Genomic DNA, 17,502 nt, shown 5'->3' with positions numbered 1-17,502 from the left:
AACCAGCGGGGGCTTGTGGTGGTGAGCGATCATTGGCGAGTGCGCTCGGATTCCGAGCTGCTCGCGCTCAGTCGTGACGGTGACGACGGGGCGTTCGCCGAGCTGTGGCGACGGCATCGTCTTCCCGGGCTCGCGGCCGCCCGCAATATCGCGCCCTCGCTCGATGCCGACGATCTCGTCGCCGGGGCGTACCTGAAGATCTTCGAGCTCGTGCGCGACGGACGCGGGCCCACCGGCGCGTTCCGCCCGTACCTCTACCGGGTGATCTCCTCGCTCGCGGTGGACGCCTACCGATCGCCGGAGCACGCCGTCGCCGATCTCGAGACGACGCCGGACCTCGCCGGGGAGGCGCCAGGCGAGGAGGCGGCCTTCGATCGCGAGTCTGCGGCCCGGGCCTTCGCGTCGTTGCCCGAGCGCTGGCGGGCGGTGCTCTGGTACACCGTCGTCGAGGGCCTGCCGCCGCGGGAGGCGGCGCCGCTGCTCGGCATCTCGGCGAACGGCGTCTCTGCACTCGCCGCGCGCGCGAGGGAGGGGCTGCAGTCGGCGTGGGTCGAGGAGCACGCAGACATGGAGCTCGCCGACGTCGCCTGCCGCACCGTGCGCCGTCGTCTGCAGAGCTACCAGCGCGGCAAGCTGCCGGCCAAGCAGAGCCGCGAGGTCGGGGCGCATCTCGACGGCTGCGATGCGTGCACCGCGGTGGCTGCCGAGTTCACGGTGCTCAATCGTCAGCTCGCCCTCGTGCTCTCGGTGGTGGTGCTCGGCGGCGGATCCGCGGCCGCGTTCGCGGCGACGCTCGGGGCCGGGTCGGGCGTCTCGGCCGCCGCGGCCGCCGCGGCCGTGAGCGGTGGCGGTGCTGCGGGGTCTGGCGGCGCGGGTGCCGGGGGCTCCGCGGGCGGATCGTCGGGGGGCGCGGGCGGTCTCGGCGGAGTGGTGGTCGCCTCGATCGCCGTGGTCGCTACAGCGGCGCTCGCCGCGGCCGCGGTCGGCGGTGTGCTCCTCGTGAACTCCCTGGCGAGCGGCGGAGTGGAATCGACGGCTCCGGTCGAGGCCGCGCCTTCGGGGGAGTCGGGGTCTGAAGCCGCCGACCGGTCCGGAGACCTCGCTGCCGCAGCCGACGCAGGCGGACAGCAGGCGGATGAGGCGGCGGCGGTCGTGCCGGCGGATCCGCGTCCCGCTCGGGAGCCGCGCACGGAGTCGACGGTTGCGGCGCCGCAGACGAAGCCCGGCGACGGAGTTCCGGGTTCGCCGGCGCCGGCGCCCGTCGATCCCGAGCAGCCGGTCGATCCGACGGATCCGACCGGCCCGCAGCCGGCCGGCCTGCTCCCCGGGGTCGAGTGCTTCACTCCCGACGTCGACGCGGGGCAGTACGTCATCTCGGGGCGGTCGAATGTGCCGGGCTCGGTGGAGCTGCGCTTCCCCGCTGAGCTGGGCGGCGGCACGACGACCGCGGTGACCGGGGGCGACCGGCACTGGTCGTCGGGTGCGGTGTCCGGGCTCGATGCCCTTGTCGGAGGGGCGGCTGCTCTCGAGGCGCGTCTTGTCGCGGGCGCCTCCGCCGGTCCCTGGCTGGGCGTTGCGCTCGTGCAGTGCGGCGGAACGGGGCCCAAGGTCGTCTCCGGGATCAGTGTGACCGGGCTCTGCGCGGCGATTCCCGGCGACCAGCCGGGCACCGTGCGCCTCGACGGTGCGCTCTCCGAGTATGGGGTGGTCTTTGCGCGGCACCGCCTGCTCGGGGTCACCACGCCGATCGTCGATCCGCTGCTCGATGGCGCGTCGGATCTGCGCTACCCGTGGCTCACCTGGCACGGTCTTCTCGCGCGTGCCGGGCTGTGGGCCCCGCACACCTGGTCGGCGACGTTCTCGCTGGATTTCCCGCCCGTATCGGTCGACGACTACAACACCGGTCAGGCGGGCGTGATCGAGCTCCGCGTGCAGACTCCGGGCTTCTGGAGCGGGGGATCGGGCACGACGTCGACCTGGCTGCCGGTCGACGCGCTCGTCGAGTGCGGGCCGTAGCGGCGGCGCACGGCTGCTGCGTCTCCCGCGGCCGCTGTGCTTTCCCGCGGCCGCTGCGCCTCCCCGCGGCTCCGCCGGCAGCGGACGCGCCGCGTGAATGTCGGTGGTTGCGGGTAGTCTCCGAACCATGAGTATGGGCGGTGGCATGGGAGGCGGGCGCGGGTCGCGCGTGTCCGCCGGCGACGCGGCGCGCCAGCGCGAGATCAACGAGGCGGCCCCGCAGATCCCGGGTCTCGGTCCGCGCATCGCGGCGCTCTTCTCGCCGTACCGCTGGCAGCTCGCGGTGATCATCGTGCTGGTGCTGATCTCCGCGGCGCTCGGCATCCTGCCGCCGCTCCTCACGCAGCGCGTGTTCGACGACGGCCTGTTCCCGCCAGACGGGGCGCCGAATCTCGAGCTGCTGTCCTGGCTGGTAGCGGGCATGATCGCGGCCTTCGTGCTGTCGTCGGCGATCGGCATCGTGCAGACGCTCTTCACCGCGCGCGTGGGCAACCGCGTGATGGGCGACCTGCGGGTGCGGCTGTTCGCGCACCTGCAGTCGATGGAGCTCGGCTTCTTCACCCGCACCAAGACGGGCGTGATCCAGTCGCGTCTGCAGAACGACGTGGGCGGCGTCGCCAACGTGCTCACCAACACCGTCGCGAACATCATCGGCAACACCGTCACGGTGATCGCGGCGGCGGTCGCGATGCTGCTGCTCAGCTGGCAGCTCACCCTCATCGCGGTCGTGCTGATGCCGATCCTCGTGATCGCGCAGCGCCGCGTGGGGCAGGTTCGCGCCCGCATCGCGGGCCGCACCCAGGAGTCGCTGTCCGAGATGACGGCCATCACGCAGGAGGCCCTCTCGGTCTCGGGCGTGCTGCTCGCGAAGACCTACTCGCGGCAGCGCGCCGAGACCGAGCGCTACGCCGCCGAGAACCGCAGGCAGATCGAGCTGCAGGTGCGGCAGACCATGAGCGGCCAGGTGTTCTTCGCGCTCGTGCAGGTGTTCCTCTCGGCCGTGCCCGCGATCGTCTACCTGGTGTCGGGGTGGATCATCGCTCGCGGGCAGGGCGAGGGCTTCGATCCCGGCATCACGGCCGGCACCATCGTCGCGTTCACCACGGTGCAGTCGCGACTGCTCTTCCCGCTCATGGCGCTCATGCGCATCGCGCTCGACCTCCAGACCTCGAAGGCGCTCTTCGCGCGAATCTTCGAGTACCTCGACCTCGATCCCGCGATCACCGATGCCCCCGACGCCCGCGAACCGTCGGACGCCCCCGGCCGAGCGGGCCGGGTGGAGTTCGACGGGGTCTCGTTCCGGTACCCCGACGCCGGGGCGCAGCAGCGGCCCACGCTCGACGGGGTGACGTTTCACGTGGAACCGGGCGAGTTCGTGGCCTTCGTGGGCGCCTCGGGATCGGGCAAGACCACGATCGGTTCACTGATCCCGCGCCTCTACGACGCGAGCGCCGGCACCGTGCGCTACGCGGGCGACGACGTGCGCGAGCTGCGCCACGAGGCCCTCGTCGACCGCATCGGCGTAGTGACGCAGGAGCCCTACCTCTTCCACGCCTCCGTCGCCGCGAACCTGCGCTACGCGAAACCCGACGCGTCGCAGCAGGAACTGGAGGCGGCCGCGAGGCTCGCCAACATCCACGACACCATCGCCGGCTTCGCCGACGGCTACGACACCGTTGTGGGGGAGCGCGGCTACCGGCTGTCCGGCGGCGAGAAGCAGCGCATCGCCATCGCCCGAGTGCTGCTCAAGAACCCGCGGGTGCTCGTGCTCGACGAGGCGACCAGTGCGCTCGACACCGTGAACGAGCGGGCCGTGCAGCGCGCCCTCGACGACGCGCGCAGCGGACGCACCACGATCGCGATCGCCCACCGGCTCTCCACGGTCGTCGACGCCGACCGCATCTACGTGGTCGGCGGCGGCCGCATCCTCGAACAGGGCACGCACCACGAACTGCTGCTGCGCGACGGCGCCTACGCCGAACTCTACGCGCAGCAGAGCTGAGGGGGCTTGGGTGCGGCATCCGGGCGCCCCCACCCTGCCCCGCGAGCTCTGCCCTTGCCCTACCCCGCGAGCCCTGCCCCCCGTGTCGCTCCGCCGAAAGGCGGATTTCGCATGCGGATCGGCGATCCACCATGCGAAACCCGCCTTTCGACGCCGGGTTCCCCGGTGGGGCAGCCTGGAGCCTGCGCGGGGTTCTCCGCGCAGCGGCGCCGACCGGGAGTAGGATCTTCGCGTGCGCCCCATCACCCAGTCCAGCAAGTTGGCGGGGGTGCGCTACGACGTGCGCGGCCCGATCCTGCAGGAGGCCGAGCGCCTCGAGCGCGAGGGGCACGAGATCCTCAAGCTCAACATCGGTAACCCTGCCCCCTTCGGCTTCGAGGCGCCGCCCGAGATCGTGGAGGAGCTGCGGCGGATCCTGCCCACCGCTCAGGGCTACAGCGACTCCCGCGGCATCCTCGCCGCCCGCGAGGCCGTCGCCCGCTTCTACGCTGAGGAGGGCGTTGCGGGTGTCGGCCCCGACGACGTGTTCATCGGCAACGGCGTGAGCGAGATGATCTCGCTCGTGCTGCAGGCCCTCGTCGACGACGGCGATGAGATTCTCGTGCCGGCCCCCGACTACCCGCTGTGGACGGCGCAGGTGACGCTCTCGGGCGGCCTCGCCGTGCACTACCCCTGTGATGAGTCGAACGGGTGGATGCCGGATCTCGAGGCGATCGAGCGCCTCATCACCCCGCGCACCACGGGCATCGTGCTCATCAACCCGAACAACCCCACGGGCGCCGTCTACTCGGCCGAACTGGTGCGCGGTTTCGCGGCGCTCGCCGAACGGCACGGCCTCGTGCTGATGGCCGATGAGATCTACGAGCGCATCCTGTACGACGGCGCTGTGCACGAGCACGCCGCGCTGCACGTGCGTGACACGCTCTGCCTCACGTTCAGCGGGTTGTCGAAGGCGCAGCGCATCGCGGGCTACCGCTCGGGCTGGGTGGCCGTCTCAGGCGACCGCACGGCCGCGCACGATTTCCTCGAGGGGCTCACCCTGCTCGCGAACATGCGCATGTGCGCGAGCGTGCCCGCGCAGCACGCGATCCCGATCGCGCTCGCGGCCGAGTCGAACTGGTCGGGCGTCGCCGAGCTCTGCGCGCCCGGGGGTCGGCTCAGGGAGCAGCGCGATGTCGCTCATCGGCTGCTGACGGAGATCCCCGGTGTGAGCTGCGAGCGGCCGGGCGGCGCGCTCTATCTCTTCCCCCGACTCGACCCCGAGGTGTATCCGATCGATGACGACCAGCAGTTCGTGATCGAGCTGCTGCGCGCAACCCGGGTGCTCGTCACCAACGGGCGCGGCTTCAACCTGCCCACTCCCGATCACCTGCGCTTCGTGACGCTGCCGCCGGTGCCGGTGCTCACCGAGGCGATCGGGCGCATCGCCGATCATCTCGAGACGAGGCGCGCACGATGACGGTGCGGGTGCTCGCGGTGGGCAAGAAGCACGAGGCGTGGGTCGCGGAGGGCATTGACCGCTACGAGAAGCGCCTCCGCAAGCCCTTCGATGTGAGCTGGCAGCTGCTGCCCCATTCCTCGCGCGAGGGGGATGCGGCGCGGGCCGAGGAATCGGAGCGCATCCTCGCGAAGGTGGATCGCGACGCGTTCCTCGTGCTGCTCGATGAGCGCGGCCGCAACGTCGACTCGCCGGCGCTCGCCGCGACGCTGCAGGGCGCGTTCGCGGCGGGCCGGCCGGTGACGGTGGCGATCGGGGGCGCGTACGGGGTGGCGGATCGCGTGCGTGAGCGCGCCGACTTCGTGTGGAGCCTGTCGAAGCTCGTCTTCCCGCATCAGCTCGTGCGCCTGATCCTCGCCGAGCAGGTCTATCGCGCACAGGAGATCGCCGCCGGAAGGCCCTACCACCACGTGTAAGCGGATCGGTGCCGTCGGGGGAGAGGGCGCGGGCGAGGTCATCGAGGCGTGGCACCACGCGCGCAGTCCGTCAATGTCAGTGGTACGGCCTAGCGTGAGGACATGACCCCCTTCCGTTTGAGCACCCGGCTGCAGCCGCCCCCTCGGGGTCGGCCGTCGTCGACTCGGCACGCCGTGCCGACGGTGCGCGCAGAGGCGGGCGGCGCCGTCGAGGTGCCGTGGCGGGTGATCGCGCGTTCGGTGAGCGGGGTGATCGAGGTCGAGCAGTGCGGTCACGGGCCGCTGCATTCGGTGCGCTTCGCTCTCGCGGGCGACGGCATGCTGGGGCTGTCGCTGCCTCGCACCGTCTACCCGGAGGAGCGGCTGCGGGTCGTGGTGCGCGGCGCGACCGGATCCGCGGCTGCCGCGTCGGCCGACGCGATGCTGGTGCTGCGCTGGTTCCAGCCCGACGGAAGGGAGCTGCTGTGGCCGATCGCACTCTGAATCGAAGCCCGCCGGGGCGGTCGTGCGACGGCTCCGGGAGGCGGTCGCGAGGGTGCGGTGCGACACGCCGGGGCGGGGGTGTGTGGGAAAAAACTTCCGCGCCTCGCGGCTTGTGGATAACCGCCTGAGAGGGGCGGAACTCCGCCGAAAGTTCTCCCCAGATGCGCTGGCGCTCGGTGGAAATAAAGTGGAAAACTACAGCGTTGTAACTACTGCATCTTGTGGTCGGCGCGGGTGTGGTTCACTATATGTAGTGCCCCGGATGGGGCGACTGAGTTTTGGAAGAGGGGCGTGAAATGGCCATCACGGTGTACACCAAGCCGTCGTGCGTGCAGTGCACGGCGACCTACCGGGCGCTCGACAGCAAGGGGATCGAGTACGACGTGCTCGACCTCTCGCAGGACGAGGCCGCGCTGGAAACGGTGAAGGAGCTCGGCTACCTGCAGGCTCCCGTGGTGGTGACCGACGACGAGCACTGGTCGGGCTTCCGCCCCGACAAGATCTCGGAGCTCGCCGGCCGCCTCGCGTAGGCGATCCGGGCCGAGTCGGCATCGAGCGGGGGAGTGCTCGTGATCGGCTCGACCGCACTGACATCATTTCGAACCGCTGCGGCGGGCGGGGCCCGTAGGCCCGGCCCGCGGCGGCGGTTCAGCAGCGAGGGGGCTTCACAGCCCACGGGGGTTCGCGCGGAGGTGACGAGCATGACCGACCTGGTGTACTTCTCCAGCGTGTCGGGCAATACGCACCGCTTCGTGCAGAAGCTCGGACGCCCGGCACTGCGCATCCCCCTCCATTCGCGCGACGAACCGCTCGTGGCCACCGAGCCCTACGTGCTGCTCGTCCCCACCTATGGCGGCGGCCCCGAGACGCGGGCCGTTCCCAAGCAGGTGATCCGCTTTCTGAACGACGAGCGCAACCGCAAGCTGCTGCGGGGCGTGATGGCGGCGGGCAACACCAACTTCGGTGAGGCCTACGGAATCGCGGGCGACATCATCGCCCGGAAGTGCCACGTGCCTTTCCTCTATCGATTCGAACTCTTTGGAACCCCGGACGACGTCACCGCCGTCCACGAAGGATTGGAAAAGTTTTGGGCTCTGCAGGAACAGCCACTGCCGCCGGAGGCGCAGTGATGGAAGCCGGTCACGAGTCGTCGAAGATCAGCGAGATGGATTACCACTCGCTCAACGCGATGCTCAACCTCTACGACGCCGACGGCAAGATCCAGTTCGACAAGGATCGGGAAGCCGCGCGCCAGTACTTCCTGCAGCACGTGAACCAGAACACGGTGTTCTTCCACTCCTTCGAGGAGCGGATGCGCTACCTCCTCGACAACGACTACTACGAGCGCGAGCTCATCGAGCAGTACTCGCTCGACTTCATCGAGGCGCTGCGCGACGAGGCCTACGGCATGAAGTTCCGCTTCCCGACCTTCCTCGGGGCGTTCAAGTTCTTCACCTCGTACGCACTGAAGACGTTCGACGGCAAGCGCTACCTGGAGCGCTTCGAGGATCGCGTCGTGATGGTCGCCCTCGGCCTCGCCCGCGGCGACGAGGAGCTGGCGCGCGGCATCGTGCGCGAGATCATCTCCGGTCGCTTCCAGCCGGCGACCCCGACCTTCCTCAACCTCGGCAAGGCGCAGCGAGGCGAACTCGTCTCCTGCTTCCTCCTCCGCATCGAGGACAACATGGAGTCGATCTCACGCGGCATCAACTCCTCGCTGCAGCTCTCCAAGCGAGGCGGCGGAGTCGCGCTCCTCCTCTCGAACATCCGCGAGGCCGGCGCCCCGATCAAGAAGATCGAGAACCAGTCCTCCGGCATCATCCCCGTGATGAAGCTCCTCGAAGACAGCTTCAGCTACGCGAATCAGCTCGGCGCGCGTCAGGGCGCGGGTGCGGTGTACCTCTCGGCGCACCACCCCGACATCATGAAGTTCCTCGACACGAAGCGCGAGAACGCCGACGAGAAGATCCGCATCAAGACCCTCTCCCTCGGCGTCGTCATCCCCGACATCACCTTCGAGCTCGCGAAGAAGAACGAGGACATGTACCTCTTCTCGCCCTACGACGTCGAGAAGGTCTACGGTGTGCCCTTCGGCGACATCTCCGTCTCGGAGAAGTACCACGAGATGGTCGACGACGCGCGCATCAAGAAGACGAAGATCAGCGCACGCCACTTCTTCCAGACCATCGCCGAGCTGCAGTTCGAGTCGGGCTACCCCTACATCGTGTTCGAGGACACGGTGAACCGGGCGAACCCGATCAAGGGCCGCATCAACATGTCGAACCTCTGCTCGGAGATCCTCCAGGTCAACACCCCGACCACTTACAACGAGGATCTCAGCTACGACCACATCGGCAAGGACATCAGCTGCAACCTCGGCTCGATGAACATCGCGAAGATGATGGACGGCGAGAACTTCGGCGAGAGCGTCGAGCTCGCGATCCGCGCCCTCTCCGCGGTGAGCGACATGAGCCACATCACCTCGGTGCGCTCCGTCGAGGACGGCAATGACAAGTCGCACGCCATCGGCCTCGGCCAGATGAACCTCCACGGCTACCTCGCGCGCGAGCACGTGCACTACGGCAGCGAAGAGGGCATCGACTTCACGAACATCTACTTCTACACGATCCTGTTCCATGCGCTGCGCGCCTCGAACGCCATCGCGATCGAGCGCGGCACCACCTTCGAGGGCTTCGCCGACTCGAAGTACGCGTCGGGCGAGTTCTTCGACAAGTACACCGACGCCGTGTGGGCGCCCGAGACCGAGCGCGTGCGCGCGCTCTTCGCCGACGCCGGCGTGACGATCCCCACGCAGGACGACTGGCGCGAGCTCAAGGCGAGCGTGCAGCAGCACGGCATCTACAACCAGAACCTCCAGGCGGTGCCGCCGACCGGCTCGATCTCCTACATCAACAACTCCACCTCGTCGATCCACCCGATCGCGTCGAAGATCGAGATCCGCAAGGAAGGCAAGCTGGGCCGCGTGTACTACCCGGCTCCGTACCTCACGAACGAGAACCTCGAATACTACGAGGACGCCTACGAGATCGGCGCCGAGAAGATCATCGACACCTACGCCGCGGCCACGCAGCACGTCGATCAGGGCCTGTCGCTCACCCTGTTCTTCAAGGACACCGCGTCGACGCGCGACATCAACAAGGCGCAGATCTACGCGTGGCGCAAGGGCATCAAGACGATCTACTACATCCGCTTGCGTCAGCTCGCGCTCGAGGGCACCGAGCTCGAGCAGTGCGTGAGCTGCATGCTGTGATCGTTCGGAGGCCCGCGTGACGCGGGCCTCCGGTATCCTGCGGGTGATGCGAGCCGCGGGATCCGCACCCTTGGATCGAAGAGATCCTGCAACTCTCGGCAGGATGACGGAGAAGAAAGAACACCGATGAACTTCAAGCTGGGCCACGCAGTGCAGGCAATCAACTGGAACCGCATCGAGGACGAGAAAGACCTCGAGGTCTGGAACCGTCTCGTCAACAACTTCTGGCTTCCCGAGAAGGTGCCGCTCTCGAACGATGTGCAGTCGTGGGCGACGCTCACGGCCGAGGAGCAGCTGCTCACCATGCGCGTGTTCACCGGTCTGACGCTGCTCGACACGATCCAGGGCACAGTCGGCGCGGTCTCGCTCATCCCCGATGCGATCACCCCGCACGAGGAGGCCGTCTACACGAACATCGCGTTCATGGAGTCGGTGCACGCGAAGAGCTACTCGTCGATCTTCTCGACGCTCTGCTCGACGCAGGAGATCGACGACGCGTTCCGCTGGTCGCTCGAGAACCCGTATCTGCAGAAGAAGGCGCAGATCATCGTCGACTACTACGAGGGCGACGACCCGCTCAAGCGCAAGATCGCGTCGACCCTGCTCGAGTCGTTCCTCTTCTACTCCGGTTTCTACCTGCCGATCTACTGGTCGTCGAAGGCGAAGCTCACGAACACCGCCGACCTCATCCGCCTCATCATCCGAGACGAGGCCGTGCACGGCTACTACATCGGCTACAAGTTCCAGAAGGGGCTCGAAGCCGAGACCGAAGAGCGCCGCCAGGAGCTCAAGGACTACACCTTCGCGCTGCTCTACGACCTCTACGAGAACGAGGTGCTCTACACGCAGGACCTCTACGACGGGGTCGGCCTCACCGAAGACGTCAAGAAGTTCCTGCACTACAACGCGAACAAGGCGCTCATGAACCTCGGCTTCGAGCCGATGTTCCCCAAGGAGATGACCGACGTGAACCCGGCGATCCTGTCGTCGCTCTCCCCGAACGCCGACGAGAACCATGACTTCTTCTCGGGCTCCGGCTCGAGCTACGTCATCGGCAAGGCCGTCGCCACCGAAGACGAGGACTGGGACTTCTGAGTCGTTGATGTAGCCCCAGGCCCGTGAGGGCTGATGAGAGGCCCGGAACTGCAGGATTCTGCAGTTCCGGGCCTCTTTTCATGCCACCTCCTGATGAACAGAGGAGGACGGAAATGCACATCAGTATCCAGTCGGAGTGGCACGGAGGTGGCACGGGCGCACCTGCCAGACCAGAGCGGGGTGGGTTCCCGGACGGAAAGCAGGTTCGAGAGGTCACCGAGGCCGTGCCACAACGTGCCAGCGAGGACGTTTCAGGCTCGCTCGGAACCGCAGAATCATGCGGATCTGGGCTGATCCAGGTGCCTAGTGGCACGAAGTGGCACGACCGTCCGCAACAGTCCGTTTGCGGCCACGGGAGGGCATGATGAGCGTCACGGAGCAGAAGAGGCCAACTACAAAGCGTGAGACCTGGGGAAGCCTGCGAAAGCTCCCTTCGGGGCGATGGCAGGCTCGCTATCCGGCGCCTGACGGGGAGATTTACACTGCGCGAACCGACGACGACAAACCGCTGACGTTCCTTACCAAGACGGATGCTCGCACCTGGCTCGCAGGCGCTCACACGAAGATTGCTCGCGGCGACTGGCAGCCTCCGTCCGCAGTGGCTGCACGTCGTCGCGCGGAAGCAGCTGCGGATCAGGCGCGCGCGGTCGGGTTCTCGGAGTACTCGGAGCGTTGGCTTGCAATGATCCGCACGGAGCCGAACCGCAGCGGTAAGAAGCGTGCCGTCGGCACCGTCCGCTCTTACCAGAGCAAAGTCACGGGCTATCTGGTGCCAGAGTTCGAGAACACTCCAATCCGTGACATCGACGAGGCCCGGATTCGCGTCATGACAGAACGCCTCGACAAGATCCCATCGCCGTTGAATCCGAGGTCGAAGTTCAACGGCGTCACGCGTCCGGTCTTGATCGTATTGATGATGATCTTGCGACAGGCGGCACGGGACGGCATCACTCCTGCGGCTCCGAACGTCTCGATTCCACGTCAAGAGCCGGTGCGACACGATGCCGACCACGATGCCAGCGAGGACGTGATCGCACCCGAACAGGTTGAAGCTTTGTATGCGGCGGCACCCCCTGAGTGGTCGATCATGGTGCTGCTGGCCGCGTGGTGCCAGTTGCGGCGAGGCGAGTGCCTCGGACTCCAACGCCGAGACGTTGAATGGTACCCAGACGGGAGCGCCACGCTGCACGTACGTCGACAGCTGAACGCGAACACCGGGGACTACACAGATCTGAAGAGCGACGCAGGCAAGCGATCGCTCAGCGTCCCAGATCTGATGGTTGATCGCCTGCGCGAGCACCTTCTGTCGCGCGTCGCGCCGGAGGCCAAAGCGCCCTTGGTGCCGGCAAGCCCTCGCGGAAGCATGCCCCTTTCCAACACTCGCTGGGGGTTCATCTGGGGTGACGTCCGTGACAACGTCGCTGGGCTGCCCCCAAGGTTTCGCTTCCACGATCTGCGCCACACCGGTCTGACGCTGTTCGCTCAAGAGGGTGCCACGTTGGCTGAGCTGATGCGTCGGGGCGGGCACTCGGATATGAGGATCGTGTTGCGATACCAGCACGCCACGATGACGAGAGATCGAGAACTCGCCTGTCGAATGAGTCGCCGTGTCGAGGCTGCCATCACCTCCGCACTGCCTGAGAACGGTAGTAGCGGTGCGGCCCGGGATTCGTGAAGGGCACCTATGGGATGAACCCATGTGACGACAGAGAAGGAGAGGTGTTGACATGGTTCGTCAATCTCGAACAAAAGTGCCCGTCGAGAACCTGGTCCCGTTGGCAGAGGCCGCGGTGAGATTCGGGGTGTCCGTGAAGACGCTACGCCGGCGGATCTCGGACGGCACGGTTACTGGGTACCGTGTGGGACGCCTGATCCGAGTCGACATGAAGGAGCTGGAAGAACGATTGCTGGTCGAGATTCCATCGACGCGATAGAAGTGAAAAGGGAGGAACGGTCCTGGCGGACGTTCCTCCCTTTCGTGTTGGCCGGGAGTCCAACCACGGGTGCCGGCCGGGATCATTGAGACTTCGAACCCTTTGCGGCCGCGACCGCGGCGGCGATCGTTTCCTCTTCGATCTGGGCGCGACGGGCGGCGTCGGCAGAGACGAACGTGATGAAGTCAGCGTCCCGATCCGGGATTACCTCATCCTCAATCGGTGCCTGCGCAACCTCACCAGGCCAGGTGGTCTGCCGAGTTGGCCGGTCGCGATCCAGGCGGGTGCCGCAGGTGGCCACCCATTCGCGGAGCCGTTCGCGGGCGAGCGCGAAATCGGTGTGCCACGCGATCGGCCCCGACCCGTCCTGTTCGGGGTCGTAGCTGCACAGCCAATGCGTGTGCAGCGCAGAGAGCTCCCAGACGAGTTCGGGATGCCGATGCCAGAACGGCGGCACTACCGACGCGGGCAGCCCATAGGTCTCGCGGAGCTGGTTCACCCACTGGTTCAGATCGAGCCATTCTTGTTCGGCTTCGTGCGAGCGCAGGAGATGCCAGTTGATCGGCTTCGGGGTGATCGGCAGAGAGACAGTGCTGAGCGGGTCAGTGCCGTCGTCCTCCTCCTCGAGTTCTTCGGGGTCGAAGCCTTCCTCGTCGGCGGGCGCGTCGATGTTCATGGCGGGGTCCCCTTCCCGGTTCACATGGCCCTGGCGAACACCGGCGACGTGCTCCGCTCAGTGCCTCGGGCAGCGGTGCTGGTGCGTTCGACGGTTCGGCTGGCGCGCTGGCTGCGATCCATCGTGAAGGTGGTGCGGGCGGCGTCGGGGCCGATCTTCGAGACGATGAACTGCTCGATCTCGGTCGGCACACCGTCTCGCTCGATGGTTCGGCGATTCACGCGCCCCTCGGCGACGAAGTTGTCGTGCTTCTGCAGCGTCGACAGTGCGCGCACGGCGCTCTCCCCGAACGCGACGAGGTCATGGAACGAGGGTTCGAGCTCCGTGAATGTGCCGTCCTCCTCACGCCGGTAGCGGGGCTTGCCCACGCGGGCGAACATGCGCGGCACCCCGCTCTTCGTGGAAGAGGGATGCGGGGTGGTTGCGATGAACCCTGACAACGAGGTCTTGGTCGGGATCGACACGATTTCGCCTCCTGCTTCACGGCCGCGCCCATCACGGCTCTACGAAACAGGTGCACCTTCTCTGCCTGACGGATCGTCCGCGCCCGGCTGGGTGTTGGCCTGCCGGTAATGGAGTTTTGCTTCGACCGCGCGGCGGTCGGCTACGAGTTGTTTCCCGTCGGCGCGCTGGTTCCAGGAGCGCAGGCGTGCCACGATCGGCGGTGCCGCGCGCAGCAGCACGAGGCCGGTGCCGAACGGGAGTCGGCGGATCGCGTCGGGCGGCATGATCGGTACGCGGCGGATCGAGCGTTGCGCGGAGCGGGTGCCGTGGTCGCCGACGGTGGTGGAGTCGGTGATCTCATCGCGTTCCCCAATCAGGGTTGAGAGGTCTTGGAGGTCGCGGCTGTTGGAGGCGCCGCCGAGGACGATCTTCACGATCGCGGCATCCCAGATCGCGGAGGCCGCGTGCTCCGACCACTGCTCCCGCGCCTGCGCAAGCGACTGCAAGACCGGCATGGTCGTGATCCCTGTGCCGCCGCCTTCGGCCATGAGCGTCGGCAACGACGGCAACGGGCTGAGGTTCGCGACCTCGTCCAAGCAGAGCAGCAGGGGCGGATCGAGTCGTGCGCCTGCGGAGCGTGCGGCGAGGCGGCGGGCTGCCTCGACTACGTCTTCGATGAGCGCTGCGACCAGCGGGGCGCTGTTGTTCGCCCCGGCCGCGGTCGCCAGCAGGTACAGGGTGCCCTTCTTCGCGAGGAAGTCTTCGGGGTTGAATACCTCGTCGGGGCCGGGGGTGACGGCATCGAGCACGCGGGGGTCGGCGAGGGCGGCGAGGGCGAGGGAGACGCCCTGCCAGATCGAATCCCTGGTACGCGGGTCCGCGTCGATCATCGCCTGCAACGCCTCCGCCCACCCGCCCGCGGCTTGCGGGTGGGTGGCGAGGATCGATACGGCGTCGCCGGCGGCTGCGGGGTCGAGCGTCCACCGGAACAGGTCGGCGGGCTGCCGCTGGTCGAGGGCGGCGGCGTGGAGCAGACATTGGAGCGCAACACGGGTTTTCGCTTCCCAGAAGTCTCCGCCCTCGACCCCGCCTTTCCCGAGCCCGGTGGCGGAGGCGAGCCCTGCGGCGCGAATCATCGCGGTGAGGGGATCGGTGCAGCCTCTGACGGGCGACCAGCGGAGCCCGGCGGGGATGCCGTCGGCGAGGTGCTGCGGATCGAACACCGCCACCGGCCCCACCTTCTCCCTGGCCCGGATCGTGGCGGTCACGTTGTCCGGACGAGTGGACGTGGTGACGACCGCGCCGGGGGCGGTGAGGATCGAGTTGATGACGATGTGCACGCCCTTCCCGGAGCGGGGCGGCCCGATCAGCAGGATCGAGTCTTCGACCGACGCCCACACCTCGACCCCGCGCGACACCCCGAGCCGGTACCCGACCTCTGAAGGCTCAGGGTTCTCGAGCGACGGGCGCAGGTTCCCCGCCCGAGCCAGGAGCGCGCGCGGAGATCCCGCTTTCGCGACTTCGGCGCGGGTGGCGATCCCGGCGATCCGGTACGGGTCCATCGCCTGCCGGCGGCCGTGCTGCCGGATCGCCGTCCACCCCCGCCAGGCCGCAGCCCCGGCGGTGAAGATCATGGTGCCGGCGATGACCCAGTACACGACCGGGTTCAGGCCCGGCGCGCCGAGTGCGGCGCCAGGGGCGCCGGGGTGCAGGAGCACCCCGGCCCCGGCGCCGAACCCGGTATCGGGTTGCGGGGTGCCGGTGAGGAACGCGGTGACACTGCCCGCAGCCCGGAGGATCACCGCGATGACGGCGAGGGTGGCGAGCCCTACGAGGGCGGCGTTGGTGAGTTCGTCGCCGAGGCTCCCCGTCGGGCGGATCGGGGAGGTCACTGCGGTGCCCCGATGCAGACGGTGGCAGAGATCCGGCCGAGGAGAATCACTTCATTGGTGGGCGCGTGGTCGAGGTAGCGGGAATCGATCAGGGCGCGGGCGATGCCGTCGGGCCCTGTCTCGGTGTGCGCGATGACGATCGCGACCGCGACATCCTCGCCCGGCACCATCCCCGACCCCGCGAACTGCACCAGACGCGGCACCACCGGCACCGGCACCGCGGCCACGGGCGGAACCTGTTGCACCGGCTGCGCCTCTGGTTGTGGGGTGCGGCGCGGGCGCGGGGTGTAGAAGTCGGTCATCGTGCGGCCGTCGGTTTCGATGACGTCGACGCGGATCGTGCAGTCGGTCTGCTCGCGGATCGCGTCCACGATCGCCGGGAACGATCCCCGCCGCCACGGCGGGGAGAACTCCGGCGGCAGAAACGGCGCCCCGTCGACCGTGACGGCCAGGGTGCCGTCCTCGGCGACGACGATGCGCACCATCACCACGGACGGATCAGCAGGGTTCGAGCGATCACGCTTCGACATACAGGGTCTCCTTCATAAGACGGGCAGGCAGAGATCGGCCCGAGGCAAGGGGTGCCATCGGGCCGGAAGACACACACCCAGGACGGCGCGACGTGGATGGCAGTGATGAGCGCCGGGGTTCAGAGCGCTGGCCGGCCCGCGCCGCGGCCTGGGTCTGGGGCGGTGCGGCGGGCGGCCGACTGATATGCCGGCGGGAGCTGGTACGCCGCTGGCGTCGGGTCGAGCATCGCTTCGACATCTCCGACGCTCGTGGTGACTTCTGCGAGGCCTTCGGCGAGGAGCCGGTGGCAGCCGGCTGAGTTCGCGGAGGTGATCGGCCCAGGGATCGCGCCGAGCTGGCGGCCGAGTTCGTAGGCGGCGACCGCGACCCGGAGGCTTCCCGACCGTGCCCCGGCTTCCGGGATCACCGTCGCGGCGGAGAGGGCAGCGAGCAGACGCGAACGTGCCTCGAACCGGCCCTTCGTCGGCGCATATCCTGGCGCGGCCTCGGAAAGGAGGAGGCCACCCTGATCGGTGATGCGGCGGAACAGGTCATCGTGCGCCTGCGGATACGGCCGATCCAGGCCACCCGCGAGCACCGCGATCGTAGATGCCGAACGCGCAGTGAGGGCGGCGCGGTGGGCTTCGGCGTCGATGCCGTAGGCGCCGCCCGAGACGAGGATGCGCGGCGACGCTGCGAGCTGCCACGCGAACTCACGAGTGACCTGCACCCCATAGCCGGTGGCGGCGCGGGCGCCGGTGATCGTCACCCGGGACGAGAGCGAGGCGGTGAGCAGTTCCGGGTTGCCCTTCGCCCACAGCGCCAGCGGTGCGGCGTGGCCGAGGTCTGCGAGGGCTGTGGGCCAGCCGGGGCGGTGCGGGGTGAGGATGCGCAGGCCGTGGCGCTCGGTCAGGCCGATCAACTCATCGGTGAGCGCGTCCTTCTGCAACGAGGCGGCCTGCTGCCGCCACCTCACCCCGGCCACAGGGTCGACCTGTGACGGGATCGCTGCGCCTGGGTCGCGGATCAACGCGAGCGTCTCCGTGACGCCGATGGCCTGCACGAGCTGCCCGGTGACCGGATCACCGGGCTCGGTGAGCACGGCGAGCGTGATCCGCGCGATCGTGTCTGCCGTGTACTCGCTCATTACCGCCTCCTGCACCGCCGTCACTGTCAGAGGACAGGTGCGCCAGGCGGACACGCGAAAAGGGCGGGGCGCAGACCCTGGGGAATGGTCTGCGCCCCGCCCAGCATGGGGGTGCTGG

Annotated in this window: 16 protein-coding genes and 1 pseudogene; 12 read left to right on the top strand and 5 right to left on the bottom strand. The window is 68.2% G+C overall.

The window, feature by feature from the left end; all coding sequences use genetic code 11:
* Positions 1-39 precede the first annotated feature (39 nt).
* From H629_RS14450 to H629_RS0104850, 12 genes and pseudogenes are all read left to right on the top strand, one after another.
* Positions 40-2,016, top strand: a complete 1,977-nt coding sequence (locus H629_RS14450; RefSeq protein WP_051137802.1) for a sigma-70 family RNA polymerase sigma factor — start codon at positions 40-42, stop codon at positions 2,014-2,016.
* A gap of 133 nt (positions 2,017-2,149) precedes the next feature.
* Complete coding sequence (locus tag H629_RS0104895) at positions 2,150-4,018, top strand: ABC transporter ATP-binding protein (protein ID WP_024356186.1); 1,869 nt, start codon at positions 2,150-2,152, stop codon at positions 4,016-4,018.
* Positions 4,019-4,250: 232 nt separating this feature from the next.
* Positions 4,251-5,477, top strand: coding sequence for a pyridoxal phosphate-dependent aminotransferase (locus H629_RS0104890; protein WP_024356185.1), 1,227 nt, complete (start codon positions 4,251-4,253; stop codon positions 5,475-5,477).
* On the top strand, positions 5,474-5,932 hold the full coding sequence (gene rlmH, locus H629_RS0104885) for a 23S rRNA (pseudouridine(1915)-N(3))-methyltransferase RlmH (RefSeq protein WP_024356184.1): 459 nt from the start codon (positions 5,474-5,476) through the stop codon (positions 5,930-5,932). Before H629_RS0104890 ends, rlmH begins: the two co-directional genes overlap by 4 nt.
* 102 nt (positions 5,933-6,034) lie before the next feature.
* A complete protein-coding gene (locus H629_RS0104880; RefSeq protein WP_152485644.1) occupies positions 6,035-6,415 on the top strand; it encodes a hypothetical protein in 381 nt (126 codons plus the stop codon).
* Between the two features lie 296 nt (positions 6,416-6,711).
* Positions 6,712-6,945: a glutaredoxin-like protein NrdH gene (gene nrdH / locus H629_RS0104875; RefSeq protein WP_024356182.1), complete on the top strand. Its 234-nt coding sequence runs from the start codon at positions 6,712-6,714 to the stop codon at positions 6,943-6,945.
* Positions 6,946-7,116: 171 nt separating this feature from the next.
* Entirely contained in the window at positions 7,117-7,545 is a 429-nt protein-coding gene (nrdI, locus tag H629_RS0104870) for a class Ib ribonucleoside-diphosphate reductase assembly flavoprotein NrdI (protein WP_024356181.1), read from the top strand.
* Positions 7,545-9,686, top strand: a complete 2,142-nt coding sequence (gene nrdE / locus H629_RS0104865) for a class 1b ribonucleoside-diphosphate reductase subunit alpha (RefSeq protein WP_024356180.1) — start codon at positions 7,545-7,547, stop codon at positions 9,684-9,686. Before nrdI ends, nrdE begins: the two co-directional genes overlap by 1 nt.
* Before the next feature lie 126 nt (positions 9,687-9,812).
* The gene (nrdF, locus tag H629_RS0104860) at positions 9,813-10,781 is read left to right on the top strand and encodes a class 1b ribonucleoside-diphosphate reductase subunit beta (protein ID WP_024356179.1); all 969 of its coding nucleotides are present in this window, start codon (positions 9,813-9,815) and stop codon (positions 10,779-10,781) included.
* 361 nt (positions 10,782-11,142) lie between these two features.
* Positions 11,143-11,343: pseudogene (locus H629_RS15800) on the top strand (hypothetical protein); the annotation flags it as partial.
* 120 nt (positions 11,344-11,463) lie between these two features.
* On the top strand, positions 11,464-12,456 hold the full coding sequence (locus H629_RS13975; RefSeq protein ID WP_017883934.1) for a tyrosine-type recombinase/integrase: 993 nt from the start codon (positions 11,464-11,466) through the stop codon (positions 12,454-12,456).
* 52 nt (positions 12,457-12,508) lie between these two features.
* Positions 12,509-12,715: a helix-turn-helix domain-containing protein gene (locus H629_RS0104850; protein WP_051066173.1), complete on the top strand. Its 207-nt coding sequence runs from the start codon at positions 12,509-12,511 to the stop codon at positions 12,713-12,715.
* Positions 12,716-12,797: 82 nt separating this feature from the next.
* Here the strand turns inward: H629_RS0104850 and H629_RS0104845 are convergent, their stop codons facing one another.
* The 5 genes from H629_RS0104845 to H629_RS0104825 all read right to left on the bottom strand — a co-directional run bounded on the left by H629_RS0104845 (position 12,798) and on the right by H629_RS0104825 (position 17,384).
* Entirely contained in the window at positions 12,798-13,391 is a 594-nt protein-coding gene (locus H629_RS0104845) for a hypothetical protein (protein WP_024356177.1), read from the bottom strand.
* A gap of 20 nt (positions 13,392-13,411) precedes the next feature.
* Positions 13,412-13,855, bottom strand: a complete 444-nt coding sequence (locus H629_RS0104840; protein WP_024356176.1) for a single-stranded DNA-binding protein — start codon at positions 13,853-13,855, stop codon at positions 13,412-13,414.
* A 39-nt stretch (positions 13,856-13,894) separates the two neighbouring features.
* A complete protein-coding gene (locus H629_RS0104835; RefSeq protein ID WP_017883930.1) occupies positions 13,895-15,727 on the bottom strand; it encodes a TraM recognition domain-containing protein in 1,833 nt (610 codons plus the stop codon).
* Entirely contained in the window at positions 15,724-16,257 is a 534-nt protein-coding gene (locus H629_RS0104830) for a hypothetical protein (RefSeq protein ID WP_017883929.1), read from the bottom strand. The genes H629_RS0104835 and H629_RS0104830 overlap by 4 nt, the downstream gene beginning before the upstream one ends.
* A 119-nt stretch (positions 16,258-16,376) precedes the next feature.
* Positions 16,377-17,384, bottom strand: coding sequence for a DNA-processing protein DprA (locus tag H629_RS0104825; RefSeq protein ID WP_017883928.1), 1,008 nt, complete (start codon positions 17,382-17,384; stop codon positions 16,377-16,379).
* Positions 17,385-17,502: the final 118 nt, after the last annotated feature.

Origin of the sequence: Leucobacter chironomi DSM 19883 (genome assembly GCF_000421845.1) — a bacterium.
Classification (GTDB): Bacteria; Actinomycetota; Actinomycetes; order Actinomycetales; family Microbacteriaceae; genus Leucobacter; species Leucobacter chironomi.
This window is presented reverse-complemented; position numbering and strand designations above follow the sequence as displayed.